20 protein-coding genes and 1 tRNA gene are annotated in these 20,442 nt (G+C 66.9%); 17 read left to right on the forward strand and 4 right to left on the reverse strand.

From position 1 onward, the window contains the following. Window positions 1-71: 71 nt before the first annotated feature. Window positions 72-1,202 (reverse strand): tubulin/FtsZ family protein, encoded by a 1,131-nt coding sequence (locus tag V5A38_RS07525; protein WP_332325142.1) that lies wholly within the window; start codon window positions 1,200-1,202, stop codon window positions 72-74. 92 nt (window positions 1,203-1,294) lie between these two features. Between V5A38_RS07525 and V5A38_RS07530 the strand changes: the two genes are divergently transcribed. Genes V5A38_RS07530 through V5A38_RS07575 form a run of 10 tightly spaced genes read left to right on the forward strand, consistent with a single transcriptional unit; the run spans window position 1,295 to window position 12,286 of the window. Further along, window positions 1,295-1,822, forward strand: a complete 528-nt coding sequence (locus tag V5A38_RS07530) for a hypothetical protein (protein WP_332325143.1) — start codon at window positions 1,295-1,297, stop codon at window positions 1,820-1,822. Further along, complete coding sequence (locus V5A38_RS07535; protein ID WP_332325144.1) at window positions 1,816-2,244, forward strand: hypothetical protein; 429 nt, start codon at window positions 1,816-1,818, stop codon at window positions 2,242-2,244. Before V5A38_RS07530 ends, V5A38_RS07535 begins: the two co-directional genes overlap by 7 nt. Window positions 2,245-2,294: 50 nt before the next feature. Further along, window positions 2,295-4,229 (forward strand): ATPase, T2SS/T4P/T4SS family, encoded by a 1,935-nt coding sequence (locus tag V5A38_RS07540; protein WP_332325145.1) that lies wholly within the window; start codon window positions 2,295-2,297, stop codon window positions 4,227-4,229. Then, complete coding sequence (locus tag V5A38_RS07545) at window positions 4,223-5,968, forward strand: type II secretion system protein (protein ID WP_332325146.1); 1,746 nt, start codon at window positions 4,223-4,225, stop codon at window positions 5,966-5,968. The genes V5A38_RS07540 and V5A38_RS07545 overlap by 7 nt, the downstream gene beginning before the upstream one ends. A 39-nt stretch (window positions 5,969-6,007) precedes the next feature. Continuing rightward, complete coding sequence (locus V5A38_RS07550; protein WP_332325147.1) at window positions 6,008-6,475, forward strand: hypothetical protein; 468 nt, start codon at window positions 6,008-6,010, stop codon at window positions 6,473-6,475. After that, on the forward strand, window positions 6,444-6,938 hold the full coding sequence (locus V5A38_RS07555) for a hypothetical protein (protein ID WP_332325148.1): 495 nt from the start codon (window positions 6,444-6,446) through the stop codon (window positions 6,936-6,938). The genes V5A38_RS07550 and V5A38_RS07555 overlap by 32 nt, the downstream gene beginning before the upstream one ends. After that, complete coding sequence (locus tag V5A38_RS07560; RefSeq protein WP_332325149.1) at window positions 6,935-7,798, forward strand: hypothetical protein; 864 nt, start codon at window positions 6,935-6,937, stop codon at window positions 7,796-7,798. The genes V5A38_RS07555 and V5A38_RS07560 overlap by 4 nt, the downstream gene beginning before the upstream one ends. Next, entirely contained in the window at window positions 7,795-10,938 is a 3,144-nt protein-coding gene (locus V5A38_RS07565) for a hypothetical protein (protein ID WP_332325150.1), read from the forward strand. The genes V5A38_RS07560 and V5A38_RS07565 overlap by 4 nt, the downstream gene beginning before the upstream one ends. 35 nt (window positions 10,939-10,973) lie before the next feature. Further along, window positions 10,974-11,399: a DUF5791 family protein gene (locus tag V5A38_RS07570; protein ID WP_332325151.1), complete on the forward strand. Its 426-nt coding sequence runs from the start codon at window positions 10,974-10,976 to the stop codon at window positions 11,397-11,399. Continuing rightward, window positions 11,399-12,286, forward strand: a complete 888-nt coding sequence (locus V5A38_RS07575; RefSeq protein ID WP_332325152.1) for an NAD(P)H-binding protein — start codon at window positions 11,399-11,401, stop codon at window positions 12,284-12,286. The genes V5A38_RS07570 and V5A38_RS07575 overlap by 1 nt, the downstream gene beginning before the upstream one ends. A 120-nt stretch (window positions 12,287-12,406) precedes the next feature. On the opposite strand, the gene V5A38_RS07580 is transcribed toward V5A38_RS07575, so the two are convergent. Continuing rightward, on the reverse strand, window positions 12,407-13,384 hold the full coding sequence (locus tag V5A38_RS07580) for a hypothetical protein (protein ID WP_332325153.1): 978 nt from the start codon (window positions 13,382-13,384) through the stop codon (window positions 12,407-12,409). Between the two features lie 98 nt (window positions 13,385-13,482). On the opposite strand from V5A38_RS07580, the gene V5A38_RS07585 reads away from it, so the two are divergent. The 5 genes from V5A38_RS07585 to cysS all read left to right on the forward strand — a co-directional run bounded on the left by V5A38_RS07585 (window position 13,483) and on the right by cysS (window position 17,459). Next, a tRNA-Met gene (locus tag V5A38_RS07585) sits at window positions 13,483-13,633 on the forward strand. A gap of 114 nt (window positions 13,634-13,747) precedes the next feature. Continuing rightward, window positions 13,748-14,545 carry an aldolase/citrate lyase family protein gene (locus V5A38_RS07590; protein ID WP_332325154.1) on the forward strand — a complete coding sequence of 266 codons (798 nt, stop codon included), beginning with the start codon at window positions 13,748-13,750 and terminating at the stop codon, window positions 14,543-14,545. A gap of 258 nt (window positions 14,546-14,803) precedes the next feature. Further along, window positions 14,804-15,346, forward strand: a complete 543-nt coding sequence (locus tag V5A38_RS07595; protein ID WP_332325155.1) for a hypothetical protein — start codon at window positions 14,804-14,806, stop codon at window positions 15,344-15,346. A 69-nt stretch (window positions 15,347-15,415) separates the two neighbouring features. Continuing rightward, on the forward strand, window positions 15,416-15,916 hold the full coding sequence (locus tag V5A38_RS07600; protein WP_332325156.1) for a hypothetical protein: 501 nt from the start codon (window positions 15,416-15,418) through the stop codon (window positions 15,914-15,916). A gap of 61 nt (window positions 15,917-15,977) precedes the next feature. Then, complete coding sequence (gene cysS, locus V5A38_RS07605) at window positions 15,978-17,459, forward strand: cysteine--tRNA ligase (RefSeq protein WP_332325157.1); 1,482 nt, start codon at window positions 15,978-15,980, stop codon at window positions 17,457-17,459. 78 nt (window positions 17,460-17,537) lie between these two features. Here cysS and V5A38_RS07610 read toward each other — a convergent pair whose 3' ends face one another. Then, the gene (locus V5A38_RS07610) at window positions 17,538-17,837 is read right to left on the reverse strand and encodes a DUF357 domain-containing protein (RefSeq protein WP_332325158.1); all 300 of its coding nucleotides are present in this window, start codon (window positions 17,835-17,837) and stop codon (window positions 17,538-17,540) included. Between the two features lie 256 nt (window positions 17,838-18,093). On the opposite strand from V5A38_RS07610, the gene V5A38_RS07615 reads away from it, so the two are divergent. After that, window positions 18,094-19,197: an FAD-dependent oxidoreductase gene (locus tag V5A38_RS07615; RefSeq protein WP_332325159.1), complete on the forward strand. Its 1,104-nt coding sequence runs from the start codon at window positions 18,094-18,096 to the stop codon at window positions 19,195-19,197. Window positions 19,198-19,315: 118 nt separating this feature from the next. After that, window positions 19,316-19,600, forward strand: coding sequence for a hypothetical protein (locus tag V5A38_RS07620; protein ID WP_332325160.1), 285 nt, complete (start codon window positions 19,316-19,318; stop codon window positions 19,598-19,600). 30 nt (window positions 19,601-19,630) lie between these two features. Here V5A38_RS07620 and V5A38_RS07625 read toward each other — a convergent pair whose 3' ends face one another. After that, the gene (locus V5A38_RS07625) at window positions 19,631-20,428 is read right to left on the reverse strand and encodes a ZIP family metal transporter (RefSeq protein WP_332325161.1); all 798 of its coding nucleotides are present in this window, start codon (window positions 20,426-20,428) and stop codon (window positions 19,631-19,633) included. Between the last annotated feature and the right edge of the window lie 14 nt (window positions 20,429-20,442).

The following is a 20,442-nucleotide window of genomic DNA, read 5'->3' on the forward strand; positions in this document are numbered from 1 at the left end:
CTTCGCACAGTCACGGCAATGGCGCCGTCGTCGCGAGACGGAGCTCGCGACAGGTCACGAGCCGTGACTGGCTAGAGCAGATCGTCCAGCTCGTCGCTCTGAAACGACGTATCGGCGGCTTCCTTCTCCCGTTCCCGTTTCGTTGTCTCACGCTCGGCCTCGGCTGCGCGGTCGAAAAACTTCTGAACTCGATCCGAGCGCTCGATACCGCTCAGTAGCACGAGCGACGCGATCGTCTCCGAGTCCATGGGGAAGTCCCCGCCGCGGACTTCCATACTCTGGGTCTGCTCCTCGACCCAGGCCCGTGCGCTCTCGACGCCTTTCCGGGAGAGGGACTTCGGGCGCCCGGCGACGACGACGAGGGCTGCGTCGGCCTCCACGGCGTTCGGCAGACTCGTCCCCGTGAGCAGCGCCTGCCGGGTCGTACTGGTGACGACGTTGACGTTCTCGTCCGGGTCCTCGCTGGCCTCTGATTCCGCATAGCCGACTGCCGCCAGGCCGCCGCTCCGAAGGGTGTTGACTACTTCGCTCGTGTCCACCACGCTCTGGGCGGCGCTGCGGTCGGCACCCTCGTCGCCGAGGCCGAACGACGCACGGTCCTCGATAGGCTGACCGGCGGCGAGCAGCAGCCCGATGCGCTGGGCGATGTTCTCGTTGATGGCGGTCATCCCCGCTTCGACGCTGTTCCCGGCGCCCCGCCAGGCGTCGTTATCGATGAGGATGACTGAGTCTGCTTCTGGAGTGAGCGTCTTGAGTGAGCGCCCCGCATTCACCTGATAGAGCGCCCCCTCGTCCCGCCCGGGCAGGATTCCAATAGCGTACACTGGGAGGTCGTACACCCGTTTGAGCTCCCTCGCGAGTACTGGAGCCCCGCCGCTTCCCGTGCCGCCGCCGAGGCCAGCGACGATGAACAGCGCCTCCGTCTCGGAGTCGATACGCTCGCCGAGTTCCGACATCACTTCGCCGGCGTCCTCCTGCATTACCTCTGCGCCGAGTTCGTTGTCGCCCCCGACGCCGTTGCCCTTCACCCGATCCTGACCGACAAGCACGGTGTCGAGCGGGAGCCCCTGGAGGTCGGCTTTCGCGCTATTGACCACGAGGGCGTCACGGATGGCGCGAAAGCCCATCTCCTCGTCGTATTTCGCCAGGGCAGTGGTGACTTTGCCACCTGCCTGCCCGACGCCGATGAGCACCGTCTTCATACCCTGGATTTCGGCCCGGAGAGACGTTAACCTTCGCCCAGAATCAACGGTGGAACCAGCATTTATCCCGGAAGGGGCGACCAGCCACACCCATGTCCTCGAACTCGGACGAACGGGCGCTCGAACGCCGGCTCGCGGCCGTCGAACGTGCTGTCGACGGCTCCGAGCGAGAGTTTTCAGAAGCGACAGACCCACCGTCGCCGGAGAGGGAGTCACTGGAGCACCGACACGAAACTCTGGAGAACCGCGTCGACGAACTGGATGCCGCGCTGCAGGCCGTCCGCGGCTTCCTCGGCGGCATCGACGCGGTGAACGAGGCGGTGGAGTCCCGCGCCGACGCCGCCATCGCCGCAGTCGACCGGCTGGAACGTCAGCTTGACGAAATAAGCGAGGAGCGTGACCAACGGGAACTGCACAATCGGCGCGGCCGGCCCGACGCGGGAGTGGAGTCCGACGTCGACGAGTTGTCGAGCAACGGTGGGGGTGAGACGGCGAGCGAGGGGGACGAGGAGTCACACTCCGGCCATGAGGCACCGGTCTCCGAGAACGATCCCAATGCCGACGACACGGCCGACGATGCGGACCGGCCGCTTCGGGAGCGCCTCAACCAGCAGTGGTAACCCGCGTTCTCCTCGCCGTCACCATCGCGGCCGCGCTGCTCGCCGTCTCGCTCCCCGCCGTCGAGGCAGTCCGGACTGAGCGGACGGCTGCAACGATGGACCGAACAGCCGGCCGTATCGAAACCGCCGGAAGCTCTCTGCTTGCCGAGGACGAGGCTGAAGCCGGTGCACGACGGGTCATCACTGTCTCGCTCCCACCCGCATCGCTCACCGCCACCGGGGTGGACCGATTCGCCGTCGCCTGCGGGACCAGCTGTGCAGTCAGCTATCGGCTCCGCGGCGGCGGCAGCCACGTCAAGCGGCTTCCGATTCCTCTATCGACGCCGGACGGAGTGGTGGCGTTCTCGAGGGCGGGGACGCACCGACTCGTTCTCGGCCTCTCACAAGAGAACGGACGGAAAGTCGTCACCGTCCGTGGCTGAGGTATCCGGTTGGCCGAGAGTTCAAGTAGGAGACCGGGACCAGCGACCCCATGTCATTCATCACGCGGCGGGAGTCGGAGGAGGCCTGCCGCTGTACTCCATCGGTTTTCGAGCCCGCTGGCACCGGCGTCGAGGACAGGGTCGAGCTTCGGGTCACCGCGGGTGACTGTCCTGGAGACGGAGATCTCGGTGCGGCTCCAGCCTGCCGAGCCACCGTCATCACCGCACTCGCGGAACGCGAGGTGGACGCGGTGCGTGTGCGGTCGGCAGGACACGAGCGCTACTACACTGATGCGGCCGTGGCGCTCCTGCTTGCTGCCGGGCGGTTCGCTGCGCTTGTCGCGCATTACGACGCCGAGCTGGCGGCGACAGCACGCATTGACCCGCTCGCCGCCGCGCGTGAGGCCACCGGTCGGGCCGGTCCGATTGGACGGCTCGTCGCCGAAACTGGGCTCGCCGAGTGTGTCGAACAGGCGAGTGACTACGAGTCAGCGCTCCGGAGTCACGATGGCCCGGCAATCGCACGGTCGCGGGTCGAGCGTCGACCCCCCGACGGTGCGCGCTTGCTCGATATGGATTCGCTGTCCACCGGGGGGACTGCTCGTCGGTACGCCGTGGACGAGGCACAGACCGGGGCTGATCCGAACCACTACCATCTTCTCCCCCTGGAAACATCGTTCGGAAGCGACGAACTCCGGCTGCTCGACGAAGCCGCCGAATCGCTGGCGACGGCGGGCAGCGGCGGCGCACACGGACCGGCACGGGCTGTCAGGCGCGTCGCATCACCGGACGACCCGGTGGAACAGCTCACCACAGTGCTCCGAAGGCACACCCGTGGGAACGGCGTCCTGGACGAACTGTTTGCCGACACGCGGGTCTCTGACGCGTTCGTCACCGCCCCGGCTGCAGGCACACCTGTCAGAGTGATTGTCGACGGTGACACGATGCCGACGAACATCCGACTAACCCCGGAGGGCGTCGGAACGCTTGCCTCGCGCGTTCGTCGGGCGAGCGGCCGGGCCTTCTCGCGTGCGACGCCGCGGGTTGACGCCACGCTACCGACCGATAACGCTGACAACGAGATCCGGGTCGCCGGGGTGACCCGTCCCCTCTCGCCAGGAACGGCCTTCTCGTTCCGGCGCCATGGCGCCGAGCCATGGACGCTTCCGCGACTCGTGGCTGCCGGCTCACTCACCCCACGAGCAGCAGCCCTGCTGTCACTGGCCGTCGAGCGGGGCGCCGCCGGGTTGGTCGCCGGCGCTCGCGGCGCTGGGAAGACGACGACGCTCGGTGCACTGCTCTGGGCGCTCCCGGTGCCGACCCGGACAATCATCATCGAGGATACGCCGGAGCTCCCGGTTAGCGCGCTCCAGGATGCCGGACGGGACGTACAGCCGCTCCGGGTGGCTCGTGGGGACAGCGCAACCGCCGAGACGACCCCCCAAGAGGCGCTCAGAACCGCCCTCCGGCTCGGAGAAGGTGCACTCGTCGTCGGCGAAGTCCGGGGTGAGGAAGCAGCGACACTCTACGAGGCGATGCGAGTCGGCGCCGCCAGTGAAGCGGTGCTCGGGACAGTCCACGGCGAGGACGCCGCGGCGGTCCGCGGCCGGATGCTCGAACTCGGGGTGAGCGAGGCCGCCTTCGGAACGACCGATTTCGTCCTCACGACCGCACGGACCGACGACGGGCGACGCGCAGTCTCTCTGGACGAGGTGCGAGCGACCGGTTCCGGACCGAAGCTCCGTTCGCTGTTCGACCTGAACGATTCGGCTGCGCTCGCCCCAACTGGATGTCTTGACAGAGGTGAAAGTGCACTGCTCTCCGGTCTCACTACCCCATCCGAAGCATACGACGACGTGCTGACGGCGCTCGACGAGCGCGCGGAATCGCTTCACGCGCTTGCGGCTGACGGCGCTGTTCGGCCGGCCACTGTCCAGGTTGAACAGTCGAGAGACACGAAGCAGACGGGAACAGAGTCGTGGTAAGGCGAGGTGACGAAGTTGCTCAGTCACACCGAGTCGAGGCCTCTATCCACACGCTCGCCGGTGCCTGGCCCGGGTCGCCGGCTGTCGACGACGACCTCGTCGACGCCTGTCAGTTCCTGGGGTTTCCGGACCCGTTCCTGCTCGTTGCCGCCGCGAACAGTCTGGGCACCGTGATTGGTGTACTGACCCTTGTCGTCGTGGCGCTATCGGGAGCCATCTCACTGCTCCCGCTGGCGCTCCTTGTCGCTGCTGTGCCGCCGCTAATCGCCCGCCATGGCACGAAAGGAGCTGCCCGGTTGAAACGAACTCGCGGCCTCGGCACAGCGCCAGCGCTGTTCGGACGGCTAACCCTTCGACTCAGAGTCGAGCCGAGTCTCGAACGGGCGAGTCGGTTTGCCGCTCGCTCTGGAGAAGGACGACTCGCCAGCGCACTCGGAGAGCACGTCCGGCAGGCCCAGCGGCGTCCGGAGGCCGGACTTCGGTCGTTCGCTGCGGAGTGGGCCGACTGGGCGCCGGCAGTGGAGCGTGCGAGCGCGCTCGTCGCCGATGCCGCCGAGGGGGCGCCGGAACGGCGGGAGCGTGGGTACGACCGCGCACTCGAAACCGTGCTCACAGGGGCCGAACGTCGGCTCGCATCGTTCGCCGAGGAGCTCCGTGGGCCGCTGACGGGGCTCTACGCGTTCGGCGTCCTGCTCCCGCTCGCGCTCGTGGGCGTGCTTCCGGCGGCTCGGCTCGCGGGGCTAACCGTCGGTATCCAGGTGCTGGTCCTGCTCTATGACGTGGTCATCCCGCTTGGCCTGCTCGTTGCCGGCAGCTGGCTGCTCACGCGCCGGCCTGTCGCCTTCCCGCCGCCACAGGTCGATGCCACCCACCCGAACGTACCGGACAAGCGCGTCGAGGCGACGCTTCTCGGTTTCGGCACGGGTGTCGCAACTGCGGCGATCTGTGCGTTCGTTCTCCCCTGGGCGCTCCATATCGCCGCCTTCGGCGTCGGGGTCGGTGTGGGAGTCGCCCGCTACTTCGAGCCCCGGAACGACGTGAGAGAGCGGGTTCGAGCTGTCGAGTCGGGACTCCCGGACGCGCTCTCACTGGTCGGCAGGCGTGTCGCCGATGGCATGGCCGTCGAGCAGGCGCTGGCCGAGGTCGGAAGCGAACTCCCGGGAGTGACTGGCGAGCTTCTCACCGAGGCAGGCGAGCGAGGGAAGCGACTCGGGCTCCCTGTTCAGGCTGCGTTTTTCGGCCGGCATGGTGTTTTGGCAGACGTTCCGAGCAATCGGGCCCGGGACACCGGAACGATGCTCTCGCTCGCGGCCACGGAGGGAGCGCCGGCTGGCGACGTACTCGTTGTCGCTGGCGATCATCTCCGTGCGCTCCACCAGGTCGAGGCGGACGCTCGTCAGGAGTTGGCAGCGGTGACAGGCACGCTCGCGAACACTGCAGTGCTGTTCGGTCCACTCGTGGGTGGCGTCACCGTCTCGATGGTCAGCGGGATTCCGACCGGCGCGAAGGCCACCCCCAGCGGGGCGGTCGGGACTGGCGCTGCCACGTTCGGAACGGCCGCGCTCGGCCAGACTGTCGGCGTCTACGTGCTCGCACTCGCCGTGCTGTTGACAGCGCTCTCGACGGCGCTGGAACACGGTATCGACCGCTCGCTGATCGGGTACCGGGTCGGAATCGCGCTCCCGATGGCAACGGGCGCGTACATCGCCGCCGTCGTCGCCGCGGGTGCGGCGCTCTGAGCCGAGAGTTCAAGTAGGGGAACGGGACCAGTATCTCCCGTGTTCGAACTCCCAGCAGACAGTCCGGCGCTGTTGGCCGGTCTCGCCCTCACCGCAGCGGCGTTTCTCACCCTCGCCAGCTCGCTCCCGGCCCGACCAGCTCCCGACGCAGCGGGTGTCGCAGGAACCGTCGACGAACTCGCGGCCGGCGACAGCCCGGCGTCGGCGAGCCACCGCCACGATGCTGACGCCGTCCGCCTCAGGCCGCTCGGGCTGGCGATGCGCAACGACGCGGGAACCGCGCGGGCGACGTTCGCCTTCGGTCCGATTACGCCGGTTGGCGCCGACGGCCCGCTCAGGGCCGTGCTCCACGGGACCCATCCTGCAGAGCTGTTCGAGAACCCCACCGAGTTTCGGCAGACGGTGGTGGCCGCCCGAAGCGAGGAGCCCGAGTGGGAGAGATCGACGACGGTCGAAATACGGGGGGTGAGTTGGGATGGCTACCGCGTCACGCTCGTCGGCGCCTGAGCGGAGGGCTGGTCACTCCTCGGCAGCGACAACCGAGCGGGGCTCTCACGAACGCGGAACGGGTGAAACCCGTGCCCAGGTGTCGCCGACGGCGGCACTCGTTGCCGTCGTGGCGATCGGGATTGGGCTCTCGCTGCATGTGACCGTCCTCGCTAGCGTCGCACCAACTCCCGATCAGAACGTCGCTGGACCGACACTCGATCGCGTCCACGACGCCACCACGTCTGCCGGTGTTACCGACCCAGACCGACTCGGTGGGGCAGTCGGTGCGGCCCCTGACGGGTACGAACTGAAGATCACACTGCGGGGAGACAACCGAAGCTGGACCGTGGGCCCGACACCGCCGGGGCAGGCCGAAAGCGGGGACTACTCGAACCCCGAAACGGCGACCCGACGTGTTGCCGTCCGAACGGAGCCCGGAACGGTAGCTGCAGGCTACCTTCAGGTGGTGATCTGGCGATGACGAGTGTCGCCCTGGACGCCTGTCTCTGCTTGCTACTCATTAGCGCTGCGGGCATCACCGTCACGAGCGTTCCATCTCAGGGTTCCGATCTTGATCGTGCGGATTCGGTTGCCGAGACGCTGGCGGCGACGACAGCGACAGTCGATTACTCGTTACGGCCAGTTCCGCATGAAAAGGACGGCATCGATTCAGCTACCGACGACGCCACTAATCCCGAGTACGAGCGGACTGCCCATGGGACGCTGGCGTCGCTTCTCGCCCGTGCCGCGGTCCGAACAGTTCACGTCGACGGCGAAGCGCTGACCGGGACGAACGCCGGCTTCGCGGCAGCTGTTCACTCTGTTGTTCGCGAGCGACTTCCGCCGCGGACCCAAGTCATCGTGTCGTTCCGTCCCTTTCCGGGTGCGCATCTCGGGCGTGAGTTCCGTATCGGGTCACCCCCGCCTTCGGATGCGGATGTGCACGCTGGCACAGTCCACCCGCCGAGTGGAGTCTCTGCGCTGGCTAACCCCGAGGGAACCGCAGAGCAGACGGGGTTCGACGGCCTCGGCCGGCGCGTCGCCAGCGCACTCGTCGAAGGACTCTTTCCGCCTGAAAAAGTCCGGCTGGCGCTTGCAGGTGATGCCCCGGTCGACCGACTCCTTCGACACAGATACGTCCGTGCGAGCAGCTTCTATGGCGTCGACACCGGTGAGGCCATCGACGATGGCGACGTGCGGACGGCGAACGAGCGTCTCGCCGAGGCAATGGCCGACCGGATCACCGGCGAATTTAGGACACAGTTCGACACGCCGGCGGACACCGCGAATGGCCTTCGACTGGGTACGGTGAGGATCGCCGTCAGAACGTGGTCGGCATGAACCTCGCAAGCGACTGCCGCGCTCGCGTCCCGTTCGCCCTCGTCGGGGTACTCCTCCTCGTTACAGCATCCGTCTACGCGACAGGGCTCGCAACCCGGGCGGACCCTGCTGTTGAACGGCAGGCACCGGCGAGTCTCGATGCCACGGAACGCGACGTGCGACCGGCGCTCCGGGCGGCAGTCAACGACGCTGCTCGCGACGCGGCACGTCACCCTGTCACGGACCCCGCGGACACCCCATCCGGGCGCGTCCTGAACGAGTCGTCGCCGTTCGTGGATTCGCTGCGGGTTCGTATCGCCGTCGCCGCGCGTGCTGCGCTGGAGCGAGTGGGCCGTAATACGGGTGACGTCCGAACCTCCGTCTCGCTCCCAGCGATTTCAGAGCCCACTGACCTTCGGCGTGCTAAACGCGAGGTTACCGTGAGCGGCGGTGACGACGGCGAAGCGATGACAGTCACAGTGCGGAACATCTCGGTCCGAGCCCACCAGGACGGCCGGGTTATCGCCGAGCGGCACCTGAGCCTCACGCTCACCGTTCGGACGCCGGTACTCACACTCCACGAACGAGCGACAACGTTCGAGAAACGACTGAACCGCGGGCCGCTTGAGGGTCCGGGGCTGGGGAGGGGCGTGACCACTCGACTCTACCCCGTGACGATGGCCCGAGGCTACGCGCGCTACGCTGGCGCACCGATACAAAACGTGCTCGGAACCCGGCACGTCGAACTTTCGACGAACGCCGCACTGCTCGCCCAGCAGCGGGCGGTGTTCGGCAGGCACGACCCGGACGGCGCCCGTGCTGTCGAACTTGCGACGGTCCGGGTCGGCGTCACCGACGTGCTCGGCCCCCAACACGGGGATGCTGCCAACCTGGCCAGCACGCTGCTGAGACCGACCGCCGTTGATGACGACAGCGATGCGGAGTCGGGTCGGTTCTCCCCCCAGACACCGGCTGCATCCCCGATTCCGTCGTCGCCTGATGCGGCCGCCGACGAGGCGTATCTCGGCCTTCGAAGCAGCCTCTCGTCCGTAACGGCGGGGAGCTATCGGGTCGACGCGACACTCATGACACGGGTACTGGACCGAAGCGATGGCAACCCGCCGGCACCCGACCCGCCTGGCGACGACTGGCTGCTCCTGACCGAGCAGTCCAGCGAGCGAACCGTCGTTTCCGCCATTGGCGAGAGTCGAGCAGCCGGGAACCGGACCCACTGGCCCACTGGCTCGGGCGTTCGTGCAACGCGACGAGTCCTCGTCTCTCACACAACGACGCGCGTCTGGCTCCACAATGGAGAAACGCGAACGACGACGGTCCAGTGGCGCGAGGAGTACCGTGTTGCCCTGGAGGTCGTCACTGCGTACGGGCCGGCTGACGATGCACCGGACGGCGCTACCGCGCCGCTGTTCCGACGGGGTGGCGCGCTCGACGGGCCTAACCTCGCCGGCAGTCGGAGCCGTGTCGCGCGCTCGCTCCTCGCCGCGAACGGCGGTATCGACGCCATCGCGACGCGTGTCGCCACCGGTGAGGGAGACACACTGAATCGGAACGAGTCACTCGTCGCCGAGCGACCGGACGACCTCGAGCAGTGGGTCGCGTCGGACTTGCGAGCGCTCCGGCGGGAGGTCGCGGCCGTTTCGGTGAACGTGTCACGGCGACGGCTGGCCGCGGGCGAGGCGAACCCGGCTGCGCTGCTCGCCGAGCGACTGCAATATCGCCGGGAGACGCTCATCGACGCCCCTGACCGCTACGATGGCGTCGCCGACAGAGCCCGCGTTGCTGCCCGCACTACCTACCTCGACCGCGTTATCGCAGCTCTGGAGCAACGCGAGGCGGCGACGAACGAACGAAACCGTGAGTACCGAGACGAGGTCGGCGATGGGGCGGCACGGCGGCTGGCGAAACTCTTGCGTGTCGGCACCGATGGGACCGGAGGAGCCGGCAGCCACGGCTCGGGCCCAACACAGGGAGACGAGGATGGGGAGTTCCGCGTCACGCCCGACGGCTCCCCGCCGTATCTCACGCTATCGGCGGTTGACCGGGACCATGTTCCAACAGTGCCGCCTGGAGAGACGGTCACTCCTCTGGCCGTCGAGACGACGAACTGGTTCGCGCTCCCCTACGGCGACGCCGCTGACGGAATCTCGGGTGCACTGTTCGGGAACAAGCGGGTCAGCCTCCAAACTGCTGCAGGGACGCTCATCGCGGCCAACCGGACCGCAGCAGCCGGGGCAGCAACCGCTGCCGGCGATGGAGACGGCGGCGACGATTCGAGTGCATCCGACAGCGCCAGGACCGAACGGGAAGCTGCACTCGCAACAAACCGCGCGGCGTTGACCGAGGCAGTCCGGCGGTCCGTTAGCTGGGTCGAGCGCTCGGTCTGCGTCGCTGCCCGCAACGGAACCGGGCTGTCACAGCGGGCCTGCGCCGGGGTCGTTCGTGATCACCGAGAACGCTGGCGGAGCCTGGGCCACCGTGGGCAGGCGATGAGCAACGGGAGCTACGCAGACGCATTCACCAGCGCACTCGTTGTGCGAGGGGTCGATCGGGCGACCGCCGAAGCGGCAGGGATTCGCGTCCGTGTCCATCTCCGAGAGGTGACTGCAACGCGCCGGACGAGCGTGCCCGCGGCAACGACGAACGAAACGGCGACGGCGGCTCGGGCGCTCGCTCGCGAAGCGGTGCACCGTCGGACCGAGAGCGGGCTGGCGGATGTGAGTCAGCGAGCCACGAAGCGGCTGACCGGCGCGTCTAGACTCCCCGCAGGCCTCCCGCTGGCACCGCCACCCTCCACCTGGGTCGCGACGATCAACGCGTGGAGCGTCTCCGTCCGTGGCGAGTATCAGCGGTTCACGCTCCGCACGCCGGCCAATGGGCCAGACGGTGGCGGCGGGGTCGTTCGGTACGTCAGGGACGGCTCGACAGTCCGATTCGACGTCGATGACGACGGCGAGCCGGAGCGACTGGGACGGACCGAGCGGGTTAGCTTCGGGACTGAAACGACCATCGTCGCCGCCGTTCCACCGGGAACCCCGGGTATCGGCGACGTTGACGGTGAGCGAACGGAGCAGTCACCCGGTTGGCCCTGCCCGGGTGCCGACGAGGTGGAGCCGTGTGAGGCAGTCGCCGACGATGGGGAGTAACAACCGTTTTGGCTTCGCCTGCCCCATCCTGGGCTATGTTGTACGACGCAGCCGAGAACCCCGGTGAGCTGAGTCCCGCCGCACTCCGAGCAGCGTACTTCGAGGAGCTCACGGCGGTGATCACCGAACTTGGCATCGACACCGTGGTCGGCGGCACGGGGCTCGATCGCTCGACGATCGGGGCTATTGCCGACGGCGAGACGCCCGAGCTAACCATCGAGGAAGCTGCCGAGATTCTCGCCCTCGGCGAAGGGACGCCGTCGTCGGAGGATATCGCCTGGGAGGCCCGAGATCATCTGCTGATCGGGATGACCAGCGCCGTGCTCGACGTGGACACCATCGCCAGGGAGAGCGACGTCGAGCTCGACGCGAAGGAGATCCAGCAGGCCATCGAGGGGCGGCTCCGGACGACGCTCGCACAGTTGGCCGAGATCCAGGCGTTCATCGACGACCGGCGATGATGCGCGTCACCATTCTGGGTTGTGGCTACGTCGGCCGAGAGTTGGGCCGCCAGCTGGTCGATGCCGGCCACGACGTGACAGGAGTCGTGCGAACGGCCGAAAGCGCCGCCGAGGTGGCGGAGAGCGATATCAACGCGGTTCAGGCGGATATGACGCATCCCGAGGAGCTCCAGGCGGTTCCGGACGCGGATGCACTGGTGTTTGCCGCCTCCGCCGGCCGCGGGAGCGTCGAGCAGGCGCGGTCGCTCTACCTCGACGGGTTGCGGACGGTTATCGCGGAGTTCCGCAGTCGAGAGCGCCCGCCTGAGCGGCTCCTGTTCACCTCCAGTACGGGGGTCTACGGCGACCACGGCGGCGACTGGGTCGACGAGAAGATACCGGTCGATCCGGTGAGTCCGAAAGCAGGGGTCATCGCCGAGGCAGAGAAACTCGTCCACGACTCAGCGCTCTCGGGGACTGTCGCTCGCTTTGCCGGGCTCTATGGTCCGAGTCGCTACCGGCTGCGGTCGTATCTCGACTCGGTCACCGAGGGCTGGCGTAACTCGACACACCGCGACGACGCCGCGGGCGCATTAGCGTGGTTCCTGACCGAGGACTGCGCCCGCGGAGAGACCGTGCTGGTTACCGACGGCAATCCCGTCCAACGCTGGGAGTTCGCCGACTGGCTGGCCGAGCAGTGTGGGGAACCCGAACCGGAGAAGCTGACCGTGGAGGAACGGCTCTCGACTGGCGATCTCTCTCCGGAAGCGGCCCGCCGGTACTCGACGGAGAAGCGCTGCCGGAACGACCGGCTGCTCGAACTGGGGTACGAACCACGCTACGACACCATCTACGAGGGGTACGAGCAGGCGGTCGCGAACTACCTGGCCAGCGGTTCAGGAGAGTAAGGAGACCGGGACTGGACAAGCTGTCGGGGAGGCCGACGTCGCGGAGCTCAGTCCACCGGTGCAGTCACCGATGAGGCCGGTACCAGCGGAGCTGTTTCTGGCATGTCCGTCGTCGCCGACTCAGCGACCAGCCCGGAGCTCCTCGATGAGCTGTTCGATAAGCTCGTTCTGCCGGTCGAGCTCTGTGGACTGCTGTTCGATCGTCTCGCGTAGTTCACTCACCTCTGTGGCGAGTTCGGCAGTGTCGACACTCTCAGCCGCGACGGGCTCCGACCCATCGCTTACCGCGGAGCCATCCTCGCCGTCGGCTGAGACCTGCTCGACGATTCCGTCAGTTCCGGTCGTCCCCTCGGACTCCTCGGGTTCGGCCTGATCGTCGCCGCCGAACAGGTCCGGCCCGTCACCGAACGGTGAACTGGCCGCGGCCTCCTCCTCCTCTGGAGCGCCCTCCCCCTCCTCTGCAGCGGCGATTTCGCGGAACTCGTCGATATTCCCCACGTCGTAGTAGGAGAACAGCGCGTCCTTCACCGTCGCCTCGACGACGCGTGCATCCTCGTTCGGTGCCTTGAACCGCTCCTGGTGGTCGCCGAGGGTGAGGACGACGCTGGTCGCGACGTTCCCGGGCTCGAAGGCGAGATTGGTCACGTCCTCGTAGGGGTACTCCTCGTACTCCTCGTTCCAGACCGACTGGCCGATGTGCTTCACGACGCGCTTGCTGGTGACGATAAGTGTCAGCTCGGAGAAGCGGAACGTCCGCTTGACGCTCTCCCCGGGATCGGTAACGCCGTGGGCGTCGAGCACCCCGGCGAACATCGGGTGGAGCACGTCGTCGAGTTTCCCTTTGGGGATCGTGACGCTCTCCTCGCCGTCGATGCCGTAATCGAGGGTCAGCGTCGCTTTCCGGCGGCTCTTCTCGACGGTGATGCGCTCGATATCGTGAGGAAGCTCCTCGACAGTTTCGTCCGAGAGCAGCCCCTCCGCGCGGTAGACAAGGGTCCGGCTCGGCGTCACGAAGAGCCGGTCGTCGCCGCCCAGGGCCACCTCCGCGACCGGCTGTTCGTCGTCGAGACGGTCGGTGACTATCTCCGGCAAACTCATACGTGGTGATTTTCCGCCCCGGTCATAAATCCGACTGGCTCGGGGTCACCGGTCGAGATGAATGGGTTTAAGTCCGAGATGCCGGTACGGGAGAGTGCGGCCGGGTGGCTTAGCTGGACATAGCGCCGCACTCATAGGGTATCGAGATTCGGTGCGGTACGCCTAGGAACCATCCGCAACCCAACGGGGCCCGCCGAGCCTCGAACCTGGGTCATGCGGAGATCGCGGGTTCGGAGCCCGCCCCGGCCATTATCGGTTTTCACAGACGACGAGCGATTACCATAGAGCAGCTGTATCTCCCGCGCCCACAGACCAAACCGCCGGTAAGGGCGCCTTTTTTAGAACGCCGAAGAACCGGAGTGTATGTCCCGTCAACAACGTATCGACCGTATCGATCTCCGGGAACAGTTGGCCGCAGACGCCTCACCGGTGGGGAGTTGGGTCTCGTTGGCCTCGCCCGCCGCCGCGGAAATCGTCGGGGGGCTGGGCTTCGACTTCGTCGTCGTCGATACCGAGCACACCCCGCTCTCGATCGAGAGCGCCGGCGAGTTGCTCCGGGCCGTCGACGCGTCCGGCCAGACCGACACGGTGGTTCGCGTGCCCGAGAACGACCCGACCGAGATCAAGCGCGCGCTGGACCTCGGTGCCGCCGGCGTGATGGCTCCTCAGATCGAGAGCGAAGCGGAGGCCGAAGCGCTCGTCGCCGCGACCCGCTACCCGCCGGAGGGCATCCGCGGCATCGCCGGCAGCCGAGCCAACGGCTACGGGAAGAACATCGGCCCCTACTTCGAGGCAGCCAACGACCAGGTTGCGGTCCTTCCACAGGTCGAAACCGCGACCGGGCTGACGAACGTGGGGGAGGTCGCAGAAGTCGACGGTGTCGATGCGCTGTTTGTCGGGCCTGCAGATCTCTCTGCGGATCTCGGCTGTTTCGGTGAGTACGACGCGCCGGAGTTCGTCGACGCCGTCGACCGCGTGCTCGCAGCGGGCGAGCGGGCGGGCATCCCGGTCGGCACGCTCGCAACCGAGAACTCACAGATCAGCATGTGGCACGACTGGGGAATGGACTTCCTCATCGTCGGCACCGATATCGGCTATCTCCGACAGGGGGCGGCGACGGCCAAGGACTGCTACGAATCGCTGCAGTCCGCCGACGAGTAGCGACCCAGCGAACACGTTCGTCGCTGTTTTGCCCTTCCCGTAGGCCAGCAGCAGTAGTGCCGGGAAGACGACGGGGGAGCCGATCCAGCCGCTGGTCGGAAATACGGCGGGGCGGCACAGCAGTCCCCTGGCGAGAATACGGGGGCATTCGCTCACACCCGGGCTCCCGATGCGAATACGGCGGTTTCGGAACGGAGGGAAGCGGACGGTCGCCGGTCGGGGGTGAATCTTTTTCACTGGTGGCACCCATCTTCAGCCGTGTCGGCGCTCTCCATCCACCTGAATCGGGAGAAACCGCGCGAGGTCGTCGCCCCGGCCTCGTTCGAGGCCAATCGGCCGTTCGACATCGCGCTGCAGAACCACGGAGATCGCTCCCGTGTTCACGTCCAGTTGGACGGGGCGCTCTCCGCAGTCGCCCGCCTCGCAGAGCGTGAGCACCACATCGCCGAGGGGACGACAGAACATATCCACGTGAACGCCGAAGCCGTCGACGAGGCGGTCACCGGCGAACTCTCTATCTCAGTTGGGTACGGCGCGGCGACGGGAAAAACGGAGGTCACTATCGAACCGTCCCGACAGGAGGCGTCCGATATCACCGTCGACGAGTCGCTGGGAACCCCTCAGCAGCCAGCCGAGTCGTGGAGACCCGATGTCCGCGTACTCGCACTGATCGCGCTTGCCGGCGTCGCCCTGCTCGCGGCGCTCACCGTGGCGCTCACTGTCGAGAGCGCCATTGTCCTCGGCGCCGCCGTGATAGTGGCTGTCGTGGCTGTCGTCGGCATGGTTGCCGCGTTCTACTGAGCCGACCGTGTCCCGGAACCGCGTGACCACAGCGAGTGGCTTTTTGCTTCCCACCAACCATGGCGGAGCATGTCGATTGCGGAAACAACGCGCGACGCCGTCCGCCGCCAGCCCTTCCTCCTCGATGCGCTCCGAGCGGGCGTGCTCAACTACAGCGCCGCCGCGGCGTTTCTCGACGTGGAGGGCGACGACGACGCCGTCGCTACTGCACTCCGACGGTTCGGCGAGGAACTGCCGGCGTTCGAGACGAGCGAGCGAGACGCTCGAGTGACGATGCAGAGCGGCGTCGGCTTTCCGGAGGCGGATGCTGAGAGCGACGACGACGGCGCGGCGCTTCTCGCTGTGGCTGGGACTGTGCTCACGGATGGCGGCTCGCTCTCGGCCGTGCTCGCGACCGGAGCGGTGGATACGACCACACTGGTGAGTGTCTGTTCCCGGCTCGCTGCCGAGGATGTCGAGACCCACGCGGCGGCAGTCGCTGGCGAGAGCCTGGTCATCGTCGTCGACCGGCGCGACGGCGCGAACGCGCTACAGGCGATGGAGTCGGCGCTCTCGACGGTTCCCAGCTGAGCCGCCCGACGGCGCTCACCTATCCGACGGCTTCAAACAGCGAGAGGGTGAATCGGCCTGTATGACCCTGTCGCTGACCGATACGCTCTCGGGTGAGCGCGAGCCGTTCGAGCCGAGCGACGATTCAGTGCTGCTCTACGTCTGCGGACTGACGGTCTCCGACGACCCGCATCTGGGTCATGCCCGCCTCTGGGCACAGGCCGATATCCTCCATCGCTGGCTCGCCCACGAGGGGTACGACGTGCGCCACGTCGAGAACGTCACCGACGTGAACGAGAAGATCACCGCCCGCGTCGGCGAGCGCGAGGAATGGGAGAGCGAGGCCGACGTAGCCCGCGACTACATCGACGAAGTGTTGAGCGGGATGCGCGGGCTGAACCTCAAGCGGGCAGAGGTCTACCCCCGCGTCTCCGAGCACGTGCCCGAGATCATCGACCTCGTGACAACGCTGGTCGACGAGGGGTACGCTTACGAGTCCAACGGCTCGGTCTACTTCGACGTGAGCGAGTTCCCGGAGTACGGGAAGCTCTCGAACCAGCAGCTCGCGGAGATGGAGAGTCAGGGCGAGCCCGAGGAGCGCAGCGAGAAGCGCAACCCCGCGGATTTCGCCCTTTGGAAGGCCAACGGCGTCAACAAGTCCGCTATCGAAGAGCACCGCAAGGCGGACGTCGAGAGCCAGGACCACCCCACCGGTCAGGTTTGGGACTCCCCCTGGGGCGAAGGGCGCCCAGGCTGGCATATCGAGTGCTCGGCGATGTCGATGAGTCATCTCGGGCCGCACCTCGACATCCACATGGGCGGGCAGGACCTCGTTTTCCCCCACCACGAGAACGAGATCGCCCAGAGCGAGGCCGCGACCGGCGAGGAGTTCGTCAGCTACTGGCTCCACGTCGGCTTCATGCAGGCCGGCGAGGACAAAATGTCCTCCTCGCTGGGCAACTTTTTCACCGTCTCGGACGCGCTGCGGGAGTACGGAGCCAACGTGCTCAGGACGTTCTACGCTTCCGCGGAGTACCGCTCCCAGCAGGCCTACACCGAGGAGACCATCGCCGAGGCGCGTCGCCGCTGGGAGCGCCTCGAACAGGCATACGAGACCGCCGTCGAGTACGCCGATAGCGTCGACGCGCTGACCAAGGCCTGCGACACCGAGTTCCGCGACACCGTCGCCGCCGCCCGCGGCGGCTTCGAGGCGGCGATGAACGACGACCTCAACGCCCGCAAGGCGATGGCCGAACTGCTCGAAGTCGCCTCGGCGGTCAACCGCCACGTCGATGACCGGAAGCAGTACGACTACCGCGCGCTCCGGGACGCAATCGACGTGCTCGAGGAGTACGGCGCTGGCGTGTTCGGCCTCCAGTTCCAGGAGGCGACTGACGGCGAAGCGGAGATCGCCGACGACCTGATCGAGGTCGTTCTCAACCTGCGCGAGGAGGAACGTGAGACGGGCAACTACGAACGCGCCGACGAACTCCGCGACCGGCTGGAGGCGCTCGGCGTCGAGGTGGAGGACAGCGAAGACGGCCCGACCTACCGGTTCGGGTAGTCGTCGTCCGCGGTTCGGTCGGGGACCCCGAACTGAGCGGGCTCGGCGGCGAAACGAAGGGTGTCCGGGCGTGCTGGCTCAGGGTGCTCCTCCCTCGGTCGTGAACAGGTCGGTCTCCTCGGGAATCTCGAACAGCCCGAACCGGACGCCGGCGTCGAGCCATCCGTACCCGTAGGAGAACGAGGCGAGCGCGTTCACCGGGTCGTCGGTCTCGCGGAAATGCCGGCCGTCGGCGAGGTAGGAGTCAGCCATCTCGTAGGTCTCGGCGGCGGCCTCCCCGAGCGGAGTCCCGGGTGGCGCCGCGGGCTCGGCGGCATCGAGCGCGTCGGCGAGCATCTCGGAATAGCGGTCGGTTTTCTCCTCGAGGTCCGCAGGCATGACGGGGAGTTCGAGCGGCTTCGCCGGTAAGGCTATCGGCGCAGGTAACAGTTCATGTGGGCGCGGAGTGGTTTTACCCAGCCACGGCGTCGTCTCCGCGCTCGTGACACAGGATCACTCGCGGTCGTGCGCCGGGGTGGGCTTTACACAGCCACGGCGTCGGTTCCGCGCTCGTGACACAGGGTCACTCGCGGTCACGTGCCGTGGCTGGGAGCACAGCACAACCTACAAGCCCCGGACCCACCTATCTGGAAATATGACGAAGCTCCCCGAGGAGGCGGTCGACCACCATCGACTCATTATCGCCGGGACGGGAATCGCCGGACTCACGGCCGCTATCTACGCAGGACGGTCGAACAACGATCCGCTGGTGCTGGAGGGCGACGAACCCGGCGGACAGCTCACGCTGACGACCGAAGTCGACAACTACCCCGGCTTCCCGGAGGGAATCTCCGGGCCGGAACTGGTGAACAAGATGAAGGAGCAAGCGACGAAGTTCGGTGCCGAAACCGACCACGGTATCGTCGTCGACGTCGAGGGACTGGGGAGGGCCGAGAATGGCGCCGACGCCGCCCCGTTCCGGGTGGAGCTTCGCGACGGAACTGTCTACAGCTGTGACGCGTTCATCGCCGCCTCGGGCGCCTCCGCGCGCACCCTTGGCGTCCCCGGCGAGGACGAACTGATGGGCTACGGGCTCTCGACCTGTGCGACCTGTGACGGCGCGTTCTTCCGCGACGAGGACATGCTGGTCGTCGGCGGCGGCGACGCCGCGATGGAGGAGGCGAACTTCCTGACCAAGTTCGCCGACACCGTGTACGTCGCCCACCGCCGCGACGAGTTCCGCGCCGAGGACTACTGGATCGACCGCATCATGGAGAAAGTCGATGAGGGCGAGGTGGAGATCCTCTGGAACACGGAGCTCACCGAAATCCACGGCACGCCCGAGGAGGGGATCGACCACACCAGCCTCGTGCGCCACCCGGAGGGACACCCGAAGGAGAAACTCGAGAGCAACCAGGCCGACGAGGTCACTGAGTTCGAGATGGACGTCGGTGCGGTGTTCTACGCCATCGGTCACACCCCGAACACCGAGTACCTGGACGGGACCGGCGTCGAACTCGACGACGAAGGCTATCTCATCACCCAGGGTGGCCGAGACGGTGGCCAGACGGCGACTGACGTGCCCGGCGTCTTCGGCGCCGGTGACGTCGTCGACCACCACTACCAGCAGGCCGTGACGGCCGGAGGGATGGGGAGCGAAGCAGCCATCGACGCCGACCACTGGCTCGAGGACCGCGAGCGCGCCGGGGAGATTGCCGCCGAGGGCGCCGTTAGCGCGACCGCAGATAGCGACGACTGAGGCGCTGGTTGTTGGGCGATTCTCACTGCGCTCACGGCACAGGCCGCCGAAAACCCTGACTCGAGAGCGACCGGGCCGAGACCCACAGAACCTTACGTCCGACACGCGACCTTCGAACATGGTCAACATTCAAACCTACACCGTCGAAGGTCCCGAAGGGAACGAAGACAGCGTCGAGCTCCCGGCTGATCTCGTCGAGATGATGCGCGAGGGCGACGAATCCGGCGCGAGCGTCATCGGCGACGTCGTGCTGCAGGCGTTCGCACAACAGGCCCACGCCCGCGTCCACCACGCCGAGGGGGGGGTGAGCGAAGAGATGGAAGCTGTAAACGAGACCATCGAAGAGCTGTTCGAGGAGCGCTTCGGGATATCGCTTTCCGAAGCGATGGGCCACCAGCACTAAGCTGACGCACGGATCGGCGGTTTCTGCGATTCAGACGAACATGAGCGGCACCATCACCAGCGTCCCAGCGACGAGACCGGTCAGGAGTTCGCGATAGCCGCCGTTTTCGAGTTCCGCACCCGTCTCCAACGCTTCCGGGATGAACTCCGAGAGGACGAGATACACCATCGCTCCAGCGGCGAAACCGAACCCATAGGGAAGAATCTCTCGGGCGATTCTGACGAACGCGAAGGCGATGACCGCACCGATTGGCTGGGGGAGACTGGAGAACACCGACCACCAGACCAGCCGGGAGTTCCTGACCCCGAGCGAGCGCAACGGGATGGAGACGGCCACCCCCTCGGGGACGTTGTGGATGGAGATCGCGACAGTCATGAATATCGCCAGCAGCGGCACTGCCGTTCCGAACAGCGTGATGCCGCCCTCCAGGCCCAGATCCGCGAAGGCGACGCCGACGGCAACGCCTTCCGGAAACGAGTGGACCGTCAGAATGCCGAGAATGAGCAGGAGTTTCCGGAAATCAGCCGCAGCGTACTGTCGAGGCGAGACCTCCGCGCTCTCGATAATCTCGTGAGCGAGGATAACGAGGATAACGCCCGCGAACGCCCCGATTCCGACTTCAGTAACGGTCCCGTTGGCCAGCCCCTCGGTGATCAGGCCGAGAAACGACGCCGATATCATTATGCCCGAGGCGAACCCCCAGAGCCCGACGTTCAACCGAGCACTCAGTTCCTCGACGAAAAAGAACGGCACCGCCCCAACGCCCGTCGCGAGCGCGGTCACGAACCCCGCGACGAAGACGAACAGGAGATTCGACAGGTTGACCATTACCCCTGGGTAGG

This window comes from Halolamina sp. (genome assembly GCF_036626355.1).
GTDB lineage: Archaea > Halobacteriota > Halobacteria > Halobacteriales > Haloferacaceae > Halolamina.